This is a genomic window from Pseudoalteromonas shioyasakiensis (assembly GCF_019134595.1).
Taxonomy (GTDB): Bacteria; Pseudomonadota; Gammaproteobacteria; order Enterobacterales; family Alteromonadaceae; genus Pseudoalteromonas; species Pseudoalteromonas shioyasakiensis_A.
The window spans coordinates 719,100-733,532 of sequence record NZ_CP077770.1 but is presented as its reverse complement, the minus strand read 5'-3'; the positions used below and the strand labels follow the sequence as shown (position 1 = coordinate 733,532).

At 42.6% G+C, this 14,433-nt stretch carries 12 protein-coding genes; 5 read left to right on the top strand and 7 right to left on the bottom strand.

What is annotated here, in order from left to right:
* The first annotated feature begins 145 nt into the window (after window positions 1-145).
* Window positions 146-1,297 (top strand): methionine adenosyltransferase, encoded by a 1,152-nt coding sequence (gene metK, locus KQP93_RS03480; protein WP_217875840.1) that lies wholly within the window; start codon window positions 146-148, stop codon window positions 1,295-1,297.
* Window positions 1,298-1,349: 52 nt separating this feature from the next.
* Here metK and KQP93_RS03475 read toward each other — a convergent pair whose 3' ends face one another.
* The 3 genes from KQP93_RS03475 to KQP93_RS03465 form a co-directional block, all read right to left on the bottom strand.
* Window positions 1,350-1,754, bottom strand: coding sequence for a diacylglycerol kinase (locus tag KQP93_RS03475; RefSeq protein WP_063529953.1), 405 nt, complete (start codon window positions 1,752-1,754; stop codon window positions 1,350-1,352).
* Between the two features lie 79 nt (window positions 1,755-1,833).
* Window positions 1,834-2,442: an START domain-containing protein gene (locus KQP93_RS03470; protein ID WP_217875838.1), complete on the bottom strand. Its 609-nt coding sequence runs from the start codon at window positions 2,440-2,442 to the stop codon at window positions 1,834-1,836.
* A gap of 37 nt (window positions 2,443-2,479) precedes the next feature.
* Window positions 2,480-4,000, bottom strand: a complete 1,521-nt coding sequence (locus KQP93_RS03465; protein WP_217875837.1) for a CYTH and CHAD domain-containing protein — start codon at window positions 3,998-4,000, stop codon at window positions 2,480-2,482.
* A 213-nt stretch (window positions 4,001-4,213) separates the two neighbouring features.
* Between KQP93_RS03465 and KQP93_RS03460 the strand changes: the two genes are divergently transcribed.
* Window positions 4,214-4,813, top strand: coding sequence for a TIGR04211 family SH3 domain-containing protein (locus KQP93_RS03460; RefSeq protein WP_217875836.1), 600 nt, complete (start codon window positions 4,214-4,216; stop codon window positions 4,811-4,813).
* A 49-nt stretch (window positions 4,814-4,862) separates the two neighbouring features.
* On the opposite strand, the gene KQP93_RS03455 is transcribed toward KQP93_RS03460, so the two are convergent.
* Entirely contained in the window at window positions 4,863-5,345 is a 483-nt protein-coding gene (locus KQP93_RS03455) for a winged helix-turn-helix transcriptional regulator (protein ID WP_217875835.1), read from the bottom strand.
* Between the two features lie 167 nt (window positions 5,346-5,512).
* Between KQP93_RS03455 and putA the strand changes: the two genes are divergently transcribed.
* Together putA and KQP93_RS03445 are read left to right on the top strand one after the other, a co-directional pair.
* Window positions 5,513-9,316 (top strand): bifunctional proline dehydrogenase/L-glutamate gamma-semialdehyde dehydrogenase PutA, encoded by a 3,804-nt coding sequence (gene putA / locus KQP93_RS03450; RefSeq protein ID WP_217875834.1) that lies wholly within the window; start codon window positions 5,513-5,515, stop codon window positions 9,314-9,316.
* 161 nt (window positions 9,317-9,477) lie between these two features.
* Window positions 9,478-10,686: an HD-GYP domain-containing protein gene (locus KQP93_RS03445; protein ID WP_217875832.1), complete on the top strand. Its 1,209-nt coding sequence runs from the start codon at window positions 9,478-9,480 to the stop codon at window positions 10,684-10,686.
* Between the two features lie 19 nt (window positions 10,687-10,705).
* Here KQP93_RS03445 and KQP93_RS03440 read toward each other — a convergent pair whose 3' ends face one another.
* Together KQP93_RS03440 and KQP93_RS03435 are read right to left on the bottom strand one after the other, a co-directional pair.
* Window positions 10,706-11,758 (bottom strand): general secretion pathway protein GspB, encoded by a 1,053-nt coding sequence (locus tag KQP93_RS03440; RefSeq protein WP_217875829.1) that lies wholly within the window; start codon window positions 11,756-11,758, stop codon window positions 10,706-10,708.
* Between the two features lie 13 nt (window positions 11,759-11,771).
* Window positions 11,772-12,689, bottom strand: coding sequence for an ExeA family protein (locus KQP93_RS03435; protein ID WP_058585795.1), 918 nt, complete (start codon window positions 12,687-12,689; stop codon window positions 11,772-11,774).
* Window positions 12,690-12,814: 125 nt separating this feature from the next.
* On the opposite strand from KQP93_RS03435, the gene KQP93_RS03430 reads away from it, so the two are divergent.
* Entirely contained in the window at window positions 12,815-13,924 is a 1,110-nt protein-coding gene (locus KQP93_RS03430) for a tRNA nucleotidyltransferase (RefSeq protein ID WP_217875828.1), read from the top strand.
* Here KQP93_RS03430 and KQP93_RS03425 read toward each other — a convergent pair.
* On the bottom strand, window positions 13,912-14,433 hold the full coding sequence (locus KQP93_RS03425; protein ID WP_217875826.1) for a DUF1566 domain-containing protein: 522 nt from the start codon (window positions 14,431-14,433) through the stop codon (window positions 13,912-13,914). The genes KQP93_RS03430 and KQP93_RS03425 overlap by 13 nt on opposite strands.

Here is a 14,433-nt window from a genome sequence, read left to right as displayed (position 1 = left end):
AACAATACGTTATTAGTAATTTTAAATAGACGTCTAGGCGTAAAATTACTATGCAAACATATTTGTTTTAGATAAAATACGCCCCTTAATTTTTTAGCGCTATTACCGACGTTTGTGAAGCGCAATATTTGTGAGCAGAAATACAATGGCAAAACATTTATTTACTTCTGAATCTGTTTCTGAAGGTCATCCGGATAAAATCGCGGACCAAATCTCTGACGCGGTTCTAGATGCTATCCTTGAGCAAGATTCTCATGCCCGTGTTGCATGTGAGACTTACGTTAAGACCGGTATGGTGATGGTTGGTGGTGAAATCACAACTAGCGCTTGGGTTGATATCGAAGAAATCACACGTAAAACAGTACGTGAAATCGGTTACACGCACTCAGACATGGGTTTCGATGCTGACTCTTGTGCAATCCTAAACACTATCGGTAAACAATCTCCAGACATCAACCAAGGTGTTGACCGTGCTCGCCCAGAAGAGCAAGGTGCTGGTGACCAAGGTCTAATGTTCGGTTATGCATGTAATGAAACTGACGTTTTAATGCCTGCACCAATCACTTACTCACACCGTCTAGTTCAGCGCCAAGCTGAAGTTCGTAAAAGCGGTGAGCTTAACTGGTTACGCCCAGATGCAAAATCTCAAGTAACGTTTGCATATGAAAATGGCAAGCCTGTTGGTATTGATGCAGTTGTTCTTTCAACTCAACACTGTGATTCAATCTCACAAAACGACTTAGTTGAAGCGGTAATGGAAACGATCATTAAGCCGGTTCTTCCTGCTGAGCTAATCTCAAGCGCAACTAAGTTCTTCATCAACCCAACTGGCCGTTTCGTAATCGGTGGCCCAATGGGTGACTGTGGTCTTACAGGTCGTAAAATCATCGTTGATACATACGGTGGTATGGCTCGTCACGGTGGTGGTGCTTTCTCTGGTAAAGATCCATCAAAAGTTGACCGTTCAGCTGCATATGCTGCTCGTTACGTTGCTAAAAACGTGGTTGCTGCTGGCCTTGCTGACAAATGTGAGCTACAAGTTTCTTACGCTATCGGTGTTGCAGAGCCAACATCTATCAGCATCGAGACATTTGGTACAGGTAAATTAGATGAAGCGCGTCTAATCGAATTAGTACGTGAGCACTTCGACCTACGCCCTTACGGCTTAATCCAAATGCTTGATCTTGAGCGTCCTATCTATCAACCGACTGCGGCTTATGGTCACTTCGGTCGTGATGAGTTCCCTTGGGAGCGTACAGACAAAGCAGACGCACTTCGCGCAGCTGCTGGCCTGTAATAGGTTTAATAAAATGAAAAAAGCGCCTTTTGGCGCTTTTTTTGTGTCTGATTTAAAGGTAACTCACTATCTTTTCGTAAACGGCTACACCCCATACCAAAGCAAGAATTAGCAAGCTCAATGTCACTGCCGCAGAAGCCATATCTTTAGCTCGCCCCGATAATACATGATATTCAATCCCTACTCGGTCAGTGAGCGCTTCTATCGACGAGTTCAGTAACTCAACAATTAATAATAATAAGTAAGGAATAAACAGCACTAACCAATGATTTAATGACTGCGCAAGAACCACTGACAAGGGTAATAAGCACACCCCTAAATAGATTTCAGAGCGAAATGCCGACTCTTCTTTAAATGCCGCTTTAAAGCCTTTAATAGAACACTTGGTTGCTTTTAAAATACGCCCAAAGCCAATACCATTTGGCTTATTAACTAGGGGAATTTTTGGTTCTTTCATTTTTTACCTACCCGCTCAGAATTCACCTGATCATAATGATAAATTCTTACTCTGTCACCCAAAGACGCTTGATTAAACCCTAGCAATCACCTGGAATGCTGCTGGTGTTAGTACGGGAAAACTGATTGTTAGTTAATTGTTCTCTCAGTGCTTGTAGTGTTTTATAAACACTTTTTAGCGATACCTTGTTACTTAACCAATGTGGAATTGAACCACTTGGATCAGCATAGGCTTGATGGCTAACCAACAAATTACTTTGTTGCTGTTCTAAACGCCAATAAGCGGTGAGGTCTTTAATACGCACAACGCCAGAGGCTTCGGCTTTTGCATAAGGTTGGCTTTTGATTTGTAGTTCGGTTGTGTGTTCATCTAAAGCGCGATAACAAGAGTAACTTACTAAATCTCGGTCTGATACCGGCCAAGGCGAGTTAAAGTGGGTATAAACAAGGGTTTCTGAGGGGCTTAAGCGCTCCATTAGCGTCACGCTTTTGACATTTTCGAGCCAGTTTGCGGCGTTGTCAGTATCACTGAGTAATGCCATAAAATCACTGGCCTTGGCATTTTTTACCAGCACAGAAGCATTAATTTCTATAATGCCGGTTTCATGCTTTTTATAGCTAACCTTTATGCCGTCTTGCTGTTTATAGGATTGCCATTCAATAGGGTTAGCTACTGCCGAGAGACTCAAACATGCTAACCCTATCCATAGGCAAAAGTGCATTTATTTAAAACCAATAAGGGTCTGTATTAAATGACGCGTGGCGACTTTGCTCCATCGCACTAACCAAAAACTCTGACTTTTGATCAAGCCATGATTGAATTTTTGTCAGCTCTAAGTCGTCTTGCCCTGCACATAACTGCTTTAAATACTCAAGGGTGCTTAACTCATAAATACCATGAGAGATATCAACCCACGGCATACGGAACTCATTTCGATCTTCTTTATCGAACAAAGCGCCTAAGCAGTTGCCGCTGAGTAATGAGTTTTCAAGGCGGGTGCGTAGTGCCAAATAGTCTTTATCTGTAAACACTTGCTGCTCAGGAATAAGCTCGTGCATGTCGTGCCAATCTTTAGCAAATAAACGTTTAGCAATATCAGCAACTGGTTTTTCTGCTGCCTGAAACTCAGCTTGCCCCCATGATTTGCGCCATTGTTTTTCAATTAACCAGGTTGTTAATTGTAATAATAAGCGGTTGTATCGGGTGCTATGAAAAAGAGTTTCAATATCATCAATGCTTGGCTGAAGCTCTTTTAAGTCATCAATAACTTGTGTGAGCTCAGGCGCACTGTTGATTTTTTTGTAGTACGCGTGGCGCTTAGATGTGTAGGTTTTTAGCTGAATTGCATTTTCAACCCACGCTAATTCGCTTAGTAACCACTTTAACTCTGTTCGCAATGAGTCGGTATCGTCTTTACTAACAATATCGTCAAACAGCCAAAATGTATGGCGAATTAAACGAATACCGTCGGTGACACGCTTAAGGGTTTTTAGACTTGGTTTAATGAAATAGCAGGCTTCATGTTTTTGTACAAAGCGAATCGCGTAGTTGATGCTTTCTATTAAAGCTTGTTCTTGGGTTGCGCCGCGTTTTAGTGGCACAAAGCCAATTGACTTGCTTGCTTTTAATGGTTTGTCATCTGCAAGACGATAACCTCGAGCAGCTTTAGAATAAAGCCCTAAGCGAACATGGCTTTCACTAACCAGCTTATCTGCCAGAGCAAACAACTCATTGCGACTACCTTCAATCAGTTCGATTTCAAGTTCAGAGATTGGCTCAACCTGACCCGACGCAGCAACTTCACCTTTATCTAATACCACTTCAATTTTTGCGCCATTTTCGGTTTCGATTAACCAAGTACGGCGTATAAAGTTAGTGCTAAAAATTGGGTATAGGTTTTCTGCAATACCAGACACTTGCATGCCATGCGGCCAAATAGCAGCATCAAATGCGAGTAAATCAGGGCGGTTACCTGACAGTGGTAAATTGTATTCTGGGCGTTGATGTAAGCCGCCAACCACTTCGCCAGCAAGCTTGATGGTTTGCTCACACTCACCATCACAACAGCGAGTACGAAGGCCAATATCTAAAGCACGTAACTCTCGGCTTGGCGTGTCGTAATAAGCATTTTGTAAGTTGCGTGACGGTTTATTGGTAACGGTTTTTGCAAATTGGGTAATTAATGCGGGGATCAGTGGAACAACGGCATCTGACACCAAAAACTTCAATTCTATCTCAGTATCCATTCGCTTTGCGGAGTACATTTAAAATAAATAAGTGATCAAAATAAACAAAGCAGACAGTTAATGCAAATTTTTTCCTGTTTTTTGCGGTTAAGCTTACGCAAGGATTACAATATCAGCCTTGCTATTAATAGTTGAAATCCCTACTATCTCTATACATAAAGAAATTATAAATTTAGCCACTTCTAGGCAAGATCACATTAACAAGGTAGATTGATGTTAAAACAGTGTATTTTTGGGTTGCTCCTTGCGGCCACCTCTTTTATTAGCTACGCAGAAGAAGCGCCAAGCAGCGACAGCCAAAACACCGCCTACATAGTCGATAACCTGTACACCTTTATGCACTCAGGTCCAAGCAAAAACTACCGCATTTTGGGTTCAGTCGATGCAGGTACACAAGTTGTGTTGTTGTCAGGTGAGGATAATGGCTACTTTAAAATTCGTGATGATAAAGATCGTGAAGGTTGGGTAGAGTCAAAATTTGTTACTGAAAATGCCGGTATTAAACAACAATTTCAAGCGCTGAATAACGACATGACAGTTATGCAAGAGCAACTTCGCCAAGCTGAAATTGAACTGCCACAACTACAAGAGCAGAACAAATCACTGACAGAGCAAAATCTAGCTCTTAGCAAGCAAATCGAAACGCTTAAGAACACCATTGAGTCTGAGCGCAATGCAAAGCAAACAGCAAGTGCAAAAGAGAAACGCCAGCTACTTACTTATGGCGGTGCAATTGCATTTATCGGCTTACTGTTAGGTATTATCTTAACGGTGGTGTTATCTCGTCGTAAACGTTACGACGGCTGGGCATAAGCCACTAAATAGTCAACAAAAAAGCACCTGATGGTGCTTTTTTTTGTATCTATATATCGAACCTTAGCCCGTTGTCTTGTTTTATTTTTTCGATCACCATATAGGTGTGATGCGTACCCACCCCTGGGATATCAACTAAATCCCCCAGTACTTGGCGATATTCGTCCATATCAGACACACGTACTTTTAATAAGTAGTCATAGCCACCAGCAACCATGTCGCATTCAACCACTTGCGGAATATTTAAAATATATTCACGAAAGACTTTAAATACCGATGTATTCGAGGTCACCAACGAGACCTGTACATGTGCTAACAAGCTCTGGTTAAGTTTTGCCTCGCTAAGCTTTGCGTAATAGCCTTCGATGTAGCCTTCTTGTTCTAAACGTTTTACACGGTCTAGACATGGGCTTGGGCTTAGGTTTACCTGTTTTGCGAGGTTTACGTTCGATATTCTGCCATTTTTTTGCAGAGCGTCTAAAATTGCTAAATCGATGCGATCTAACATGCGTAATCTATTCGGACTGGTCATAACAGAATTTTATGCGGCTAAGTTAACGGTATGCCCTGTAAATTATCGTAAATCGAAAAATTTAACCAGCATATTCTGCTGGATTTTCATTAGAATGCACGAATTATATCAATGGTAAGAAATGTAATTAGTTCATTTTTTAGACTCCACATACCAGAGGGTTACATATGCTATTTAATGGCGATTTGACAACTGAATGTCCAATTAGACAAAAGATCCGTGATTTCTACCGTATTGACGAAAATGCGGTTATTGATCATATTTTGCCTTTGGCTGAAGTAGGCGTGAAAGCGCGTAGCCGAGCGTGGGAACGTGCTCGTCAAATGGTTTTAAATATCCGTCGCGATCAGGATGGTCAAAGCGGTGTAGATGCACTATTAAATGAATTCTCACTATCAAGTGAAGAAGGCGTTGTATTAATGTGTCTTGCAGAAGCACTATTACGTGTTCCAGATAAAGCAACACAAGAGTCACTAATTCGTGACAAACTTGCTAAAGGTGACTGGAGCTCGCATTTAGGTAGCAGCGATTCACTATTTGTAAATGCCTCTTCTTGGGGCCTGTTAGTAACCGGTAAAATGGTTAACTACAGCGACAAGTCAAAAGAGCAGCAATTCGGAGTTCTTAAGAAGACAATTGGTCGTTTAGGTGAGCCTGTTATTCGTAAATCTGTGAACTTCGCGATGAAGATCATGGGTAAGCAATTCGTTATGGGTCGTACTATCGACGAAGCGATTGAACGTGCAGCTGATAAAGAGCAAAAAGGCTACGTATATTCTTACGATATGCTAGGTGAAGGCGCTCGCACAATGAAAGATGCAGAGCGTTACTTCCAAAGCTACATGACAGCTATCCACGCAATTGGTAAAGCGGCAAATGGCCGTGGTCCAATCAAGAGCCCTGGCATCTCAGTTAAAATTTCTGCGATTCACCCACGCTATGAGTTCACTCACCGCGAACGTGTTATTGCTGAAATCGTACCTAAGTTAAAAGAACTTGCGCTTGCAGCGAAAAGCTACGATATCGGTTTTACTGTTGATGCTGAAGAAGCTGACCGTTTAGATATTTCTTTAGATGTTATTGAAGCGGTATTTAGCGATGACGATTTAGGTAACTGGAACGGCTTTGGTTTAGCAGTTCAAGCATACCAAAAACGCGCTATTTTTGTCGTTGAGTGGGTTGCAGAACTTGCTCGTCGCGTTGGTCGTAAACTAATGGTTCGCCTTGTAAAAGGTGCATACTGGGATACAGAAATCAAAACCACTCAACAAGATGGTTTAGATCACTACCCTGTATTTACACGTAAAGCGACCACTGACGTTTCTTACAAAGCTTGTGCAATTAAGCTTCTAGAAGCACGTGATGTATTGTACCCACAATTTGCTACACACAACGCATACACTGCAGCAACAATCTTAGAAGTTGCAAAAGGCGACAACGAAGGTTTTGAATTCCAACGTCTACACGGTATGGGTGAGTCGTTATTCGACCAAATCGTAACCCAAGAGAAAATTCAATGTCGTGTTTACGCTCCTGTGGGCCAACACGAAGACTTACTTGCATACTTAGTTCGTCGTTTATTAGAAAACGGTGCTAACTCGTCATTCGTAAATGCGATTGTTGATACGACTAAGCCTGTTGAATCACTATTACCTGACCCTGTTGAAACACTGCAAGGTTTACGTAACAAGTACAACACGCAAATTAAGATGCCAATTGATTTATATGGTGAAGAACGTGCTAACTCAAAGGGTATGGACTTAACTGATATCAACGTCATCACACCATTTAAAGAAAATCTTGATACGTGGTTTGATGAGCACCGCATTGAATTAAGCGATGTGCCAGAAGGCTCTCTTCCTGTGAAGAACCCTGCAAATCACAAAGAAATTATTGGTCATGTGAAACTACAATCTTCTGACGAAATGACTGCACTTTTAGAAAATGCAGAAAAAGCATTTGAGTCATGGTCACAAACGCCAGTAAAAGAGCGCGCAAACTTATTACGCCGCGTTGCTGACATCTTAGAGCGTCACCACGATGAGCTTGTTGCTATCTGTATTAAAGAAGCGGGTAAAATTACCCAAGATGGTATCGATGAAGTTCGTGAAGCAGTGGATTTCTGCCGCTACTACGCTGCACGCGCTGAAGAACTATCAGAAGATGAGCGCTTTGAAGCACGTGGTGTGATCTTATGTATCAGCCCATGGAACTTCCCACTTGCAATCTTCTTAGGTCAAGTAGCTGCAGCAATCGTGACTGGTAACACTGTTATTGCGAAACCTGCTGAACAGACTAGCTTAATCGCCCTCCGTGCAATTGAACTGATGCTTTCAGTAGGCTTACCTGAGCACGTTGTACAACCTGTTATTGCCCGTGGTAGCGAAGTGGGTAAAACCATCGTTCCTGATGAGCGTATTCAAGCTGTTATGTTCACCGGTTCTACAGAAACAGGGACTCTTATTTCGCAAACTCTTGCTGCGCGTAATGATATTCAAGTACCGCTTATCGCTGAAACAGGCGGTCAAAACTGTATGATCGTTGATTCAACAGCCCTACCTGAGCAAGTTGTTGACGATGTGATCAGCTCTGGCTTCCAAAGTGCTGGTCAACGTTGTTCTGCACTACGTGTATTGTTCTTACAAGAAGACGTTGCTGATGGCATCATTGAGATGCTCAAAGGCGCTTTAAAAGAACTTCACGTTGGTGACCCATCATTGCTTTCAACAGATATAGGTCCTGTTATCGACGAAAAAGCACTGAAAAACTTAAATGACCACGTTGAATACTTAAAAGGTAATGCAACTCTTCACTATGAGTGTGCGATTCCTGATAACAGCGAAAATGGCGCATTCTTCTTTGCTCCTCGTCTTTACGAGATCAAAGACTTATCTGTGCTTAAACGTGAGGTATTTGGCCCGTGTGTGCATATCATCCGCTTTAAAGGCACAGAGCTTGATAACGTAATTGATCAAATCAATGGCACTGGCTTCGGTCTGACCATGGGGATCCACTCACGTATCGAAGAGCGCTGCGAGTACGTGGCGAAGATGTCACGTGCAGGTAATGTTTACGTCAACCGTAATATGATTGGTGCGATTGTTGGCGTACAACCATTTGGTGGCCGTGGTTTATCAGGCACAGGCCCTAAGGCCGGTGGCCCTAACTACTTACAGCGTCTTGTGAAAGAAAAAGCATCACCAGATAACGTACAAATGACAAACCTAACACCTGATGAGTTAGATACTCACCACTATTCAGGTGCAGCTGAGCAAGTTGCTAAGCTGATGGAAAACTCATTACGCGATGAGAAAATCTGGCGCTCAACACCACTAAACGACCGAGTTTCTGCTGTGCGTCAATTACTTGCAAAAGTAGCGACTGTAGAAATTATCGACGAGCTTGCGGATGACTTAGCATTAACGTTAGCTGATGCACGTGCACAACTTAACCGTCTTGAAAAACACATGCGCAAGCACACTGTGCTGCCTGGACCTACGGGTGAATCTAACTCGCTTCACTTAGAGCCTCGTGGTTGTGTGGTTTGTTATGCAGATAAGAGTACGTCATTTAACTTCTGGGCAATTTCGATTATCACAGCACTTGCTGCTGGTAATACCGTAATCACGGTTGCTTCTGAGTTATTCTTTGACGAAGCGGTTGCGTTTAAAGATAAGTTTATCTCAACAGGTATTGCTGAAGGTGTATTCCAAGTTGCTAAACCTAATCAGTTACAAGCTATTTTGGCGCACCCTCACCTTGCAGGTGCGGTTGTTGCGGCTCGTTCATCACGCTTAGGCTACTTCAGCCAGCAGCTAGCACAACGTAAAGGTGCGATTCTGCCAGTGATCAGCTCTGAGTACTACGACACGCTAATCAAGCGTCTACTAACTGAGAAAACAATCAGTGTTGATACAACCGCTTCAGGTGGTAACACATCACTAATGACCTTAGTTGAAGACGACGAGTAATCGTATTAGTTAAAGGAAATTAAACTTTCCTGAGTTACTTAAAAGCCCTCGCATTTGCGGGGGCTTTTGATTTTTACAAATACCTTTTTACTATTCTTGTTTACCGAGCTACAAGTTTTCTGCTAGTTTTATAGTAATGTATTCGACTAGAAGTAAAGGCTTTGAAAACACTCCCTATCAATCAACTTAAGCCCGGTATGTTTGTCCAAAGCGTGACAAAACAAAAAGGCAAGATCCGTATAAAAAACCAAGGTTGGGTAAAAACACAGGGAAGCATAGACAAGCTGATCAAGGCTGGCATATTAGAAATAGCTATCGACCCGGACAAAACACTGACCTTAGACAATGAGAATAAAGTGGTTGAGCAGCAACATAATCCGCAACCTGTTGGCGAGACTAGCGCTTTTGATCCTTGGCACACAACCCATAGTGTGTCTGCAGAAATGGGCAAAGCAAACAGCTTATATAACGAAGCAAGATCATTACAAAGCAAAGCCTTTGACGATATCCGCGATGGCAACAAAATTGATATTGCCCCTTTTCAAGAGCTCGCAAGTGGCTTTATTGATTCGGTTTTTCGTAATCAAGATGCGCTTGCCTGTATCACTCGTATGCGTGAAAAGGATGCATACCTACTTGAGCATTCTATCAATGTATCAATTTTGATGAGTATTTTTGCTAAGCACCTAGGTATTGAAAAAGCCATTATTGAAGAGCTTGCGACCGGTGCTTTACTTCACGATATTGGAAAAATAAATATTCCCGATGAGATACTCAACAAGCCTGGTAAGTTAACAGATGAAGAATATCAAGCAATTCAAGACCATGCTCGCTTCAGTAAAGAAATTTTAGAGCAAGCAGGCTTGAGCGGGATTGCTGTAGATATAGCAGGGTTCCATCACGAACGTTTAGACGGCAGTGGTTATCCGTTTGGTAAAAGTGGTGAAGAGATAAGCTTATATGTACGCATGGCTTCGATTGTTGATGTTTATGATGCATTGACCGCTGAACGGGTCTATAAAGCTGGCATGGAACCAATTAAGGCGTTTAAGATACTTAAAGATGGCTGCCCAGATAGCTTTGACGGAGATCTAGTCACTAAGTTTATTCAGTGCATCGGTGTTCACCCCGTCGGCACCTTGGTTAAACTTGAGAGCCAAAAGTTAGGTTTGGTCACCCACAGTAACCCCACCAGCCCTTTAAAGCCTCAAGTGAAAGTGTTTTATAACGCTAAACATGCACGCTATACCGAAGTGCAAGATATTGATTTGGCCAACAGCCGTTGTCACGATAGCTTAGAATCAGCAGTCAGACCAAGAGACTTTAACATCGACCTGATCCGCTTTTTTAAGAGTGCAATTTTACCTTAATTCCTAAAGTAAAGACTGGCTACTCAGGCCAGTCTTGTAATGCTTTTAACGTAAACTCATACCCATCGTAGCTTAATAAGCTCTGCTCTGGAGTAATTTCAATTACTGATAATACGCCAATGTTATCGCCTTCGTATAACTCACGACCATTTAGCTTAATCCAGCGTTTAGACGCTTCTGAGGCATAAATATGCGCTTGATATTTAATCGTAGGAATAAGACTTTGTAATGCATCAGGCAATAGCTCAATAGGCTCTGCATACGATGTGTTTTTAGTGCTACGGGTAATATCAACGTTGTGTTTGTTATCAACATTTTCAACCGCTTTAGCAAAAGCATCTTTCAATGTATCTGGCACATCTCTGAGCTCATCATTTGTTGATGATTGAGAGACTGGTTGAGTTGGCTGACCATCAAAAGGCTTGCCAAGCACCTTGTATTTACTTAAATCAATGCCATTGCTGCTCATTTGCTGCGGATTGACTTGTTGCATTGGCTGCGAAAACTGTGGCTGTGATTGATACACTGGCTGATTTTGATACACAGCTTGCTGCTGGTACTGAGGTTGTACTTGATAACCTTGATTAGCATACACAGGGGCTGAGTTAACCGGAACTTGCACCCATTGATATTGCTGACCTTGCACCGGAACCTGCTGCATCATTTGTTGCGGTACAGATTGTTGCACTTGCCCTTGCTGCATCGCTGTTACCTGAGTTGGGTTGTTGGTCGCTTGCGGGGTTTGGCTTTGCGCTACTTGCTGTTGCTTAGCGGGTTGCTGTGTTTCAGGACTTGCCTGAGCCTCCGTAGCAACGCTTTCTGTGGTTTCATTGCTGTTATTAACAAGCTTTGGCTGCTCAGCAACAGGTTTAGTTTGCTGTAACCATTTACCAATCGAAAATCCTGCCATAAGCGTCAAGATTGCCGCCAGTAATAGCCCAAATGAAAAAGCTAAGCGGCGATAGCGGGTTAATTCTTGCTGTTGTTTGAGCGCAAGTGCGGCTTGGTCATGATCAACTGCAGTTTGTGCGTGCTGATCAGATTGTTTAATTGCATCTAGTAATAATGACATAAATGAACACTCGTTATATTAGGTAGGATAAACCAATACCCATTCCTAATACGGCTAAAAATGAAACTGGGTAGAGCCAAACATAACTCGGCTCTTTATTTGCTACAGCAACAGGAGTGCTGGTTGGCGGCAGTGCTTCTGCGGCTGAGCGCATCACAAGCTCACTGTCGATACTCAATTTTTGCTGTGAAAAAGCTCCCACTAAACAGCGCTCACATAATAAATTGATCAATCTTGGTACGCCTTGAGTAACCTGATAAATCGCTTTTAACGCATCCCCTGAGAACAATGCTTGCTCTGTGCCCGCTTTAAATAAACGGTGCTTAACATAGGCAAACACTTGTCCTTCGGTGAGTGGTAATAAGTGATAACGCGCAGTAATACGCTGGGCAAGTTGTCTTAATTCAGTGCGTTTTAGTAGTTCTTGAAGCTCAGGTTGCCCTACTAATACAATTTGCAGCAGCTTTTTATGATCTGTTTCGATATTGGTTAACAAGCGCAGCTGCTCTAGCACATCAGGTGCGAGTAATTGTGCTTCATCAATAATTAAGATGGTATGACCGCCCGCTTGATTATTTGCCTCAAGGTGCTTTTTAATCACGTCAGTAAGGGTCTTCAGAGTCGCATTAGTACTGTCATACTCAATCTTTAATTCGTCACAAATACTGGCAAGCAATTCAAGCTGTGACAAAGCCGGATTATGAATTTGTGCCACTTGGGTGTTTTCAGGTAATTGCTCTTGCAGACTTCTTGTTAGTGTTGTTTTACCTGTACCCACTTCGCCTGTTAACAAAACGAAGCCACCCGCTTCACCTAATCCATAGGTAAGGTGCGCTAATGCCTCTTTATGGCGCTCACTAAGAAATAAATACTCAGGATTTGGGGCAATCGAAAAGGGTTTTTCTGACAAGCCAAAATAGCTTAAATACACCGTGTTATTCCTTGCGTTTAAAATCACGGTCTATAATGGCAAAAAACATCGCTACTTAAAACCTTGTTTACATTTTATTGGTTAAATAACGTAAAATAGCGAAAAGGCAAAATTATAGGTGTTTTATGCAGGTTTATTTAGTCGGTGGCGCAGTTAGAGATGCCCTACTTGGTCGTGACGTTAAAGAGCGCGATTATGTGGTGGTTGGTGCAACACCTGAGCAACTGATCAGCCAAGGCTATCAACAAGTTGGTAAAGATTTTCCGGTATTTTTACACCCACAAAGTAAAGAAGAATATGCGCTGGCGCGCACTGAGCGAAAACAAGGCCAAGGTTACACGGGGTTCATTTGTGATTTCGCGCCAGATGTCACTTTAGAGCAAGACTTAATTCGTCGAGATCTCACCGTAAACGCCATTGCTCAAGCCCAAGATGGCAACTTAGTTGACCCATTTTCTGGCCAGCAAGACCTTGAAAATCGTGTATTACGTCATGTCTCTGAAGCCTTTAGTGAAGACCCTCTACGCATATTACGCGTAGCCCGCTTTGCTGCTCGTTATCATTACCTAGGCTTTACTATTGCGCCAGAAACCAAGGCGCTTTTAATTGATATGGTAAAAGCCAAAGAGCTAAACACTCTAACTGCTGAACGCGTGTGGTTAGAATGCGAAAAATCCCTCAGTGATGGCGCATTTAGCGAGTTTTTAAATGTGCTTGCCAGCATTGGTGGCCTGCATGTAATTAGCCCTGAGCTTGAAAGTAAATGGTGTGATGAGCTTTACCGTACCTTACAAGCTCGCTTTACCTATGCAAATGAGCAGCAAGTTAACGACACTTCGTTGTTATTTAGCCAAGTTACCTTAGCGCTTTCAAGCGACGAGATAAAAGCGATAGCTAGCAACATACGCTTACCTAATGAAGTGCGCGATTTAGCGCTGTTTAGCCAAACACATCAAACAACGTTAAGTGCGGAAAAACCGTCTAGCAAGGCCGTTTTTGCTTGCTTTAACCAACTTGATTTATGGCGTCGCCCTGAGCGTTTTGAGCAAGTATTAAAGGTGTTAGAGATAAGTCAGCAACAGCCAGTAGCCTGCTATGACTCTTTAGTAAACGCAGCTACGCAAGCACGCGCTGTCAACCCACAACAGTTTATTGCACAAGGTATTAAAGGCGCTGAAATAAAAACCGCGCTTGAGCAAGCGCGGTTAGAAATTATTAAAGACTACTTTTCGTAGCGCACTAAACGCAAATAAACATCGGACGTTTTTGCGTGAAGGCTGTTGATGCCTTTATCAAACTGGTACACCCAAGCAAGATCAGTGCGACTGATCCCTGAGGTGCTACTCCAATAGTTTTGCAGCTTAGTCGATAAAAATGCGTTTTCGTTGATACTAGGCTGCACACAGCTATGTTCTAAAATACTTGCTAGCTCTTTAACATTTGGCACATGCCAATCGCTGTAATCAGCAAAGGTTGCATTTTCAGCCCCGCGTAAAGCTTCGCCCCAAGTAAGCTGCTGGCTAGTGCCCTCACAGGTATCTGTTTCATTGTTATAGCTTTGACCAAACGTACAACGTTGCCACATAAGACCCGTTTCGCTATCACTTACAGTGCCATCTTCGTTAATTACAAAACGGCTATCAGGGGTCGTCTCAGTGACGGCGCTATAACATACTTGCGCAGCAGCATAACCCGATTGCAGAGCAATAACGCTAAGTACTGTGATTAAAGGTAACTTTCGCAT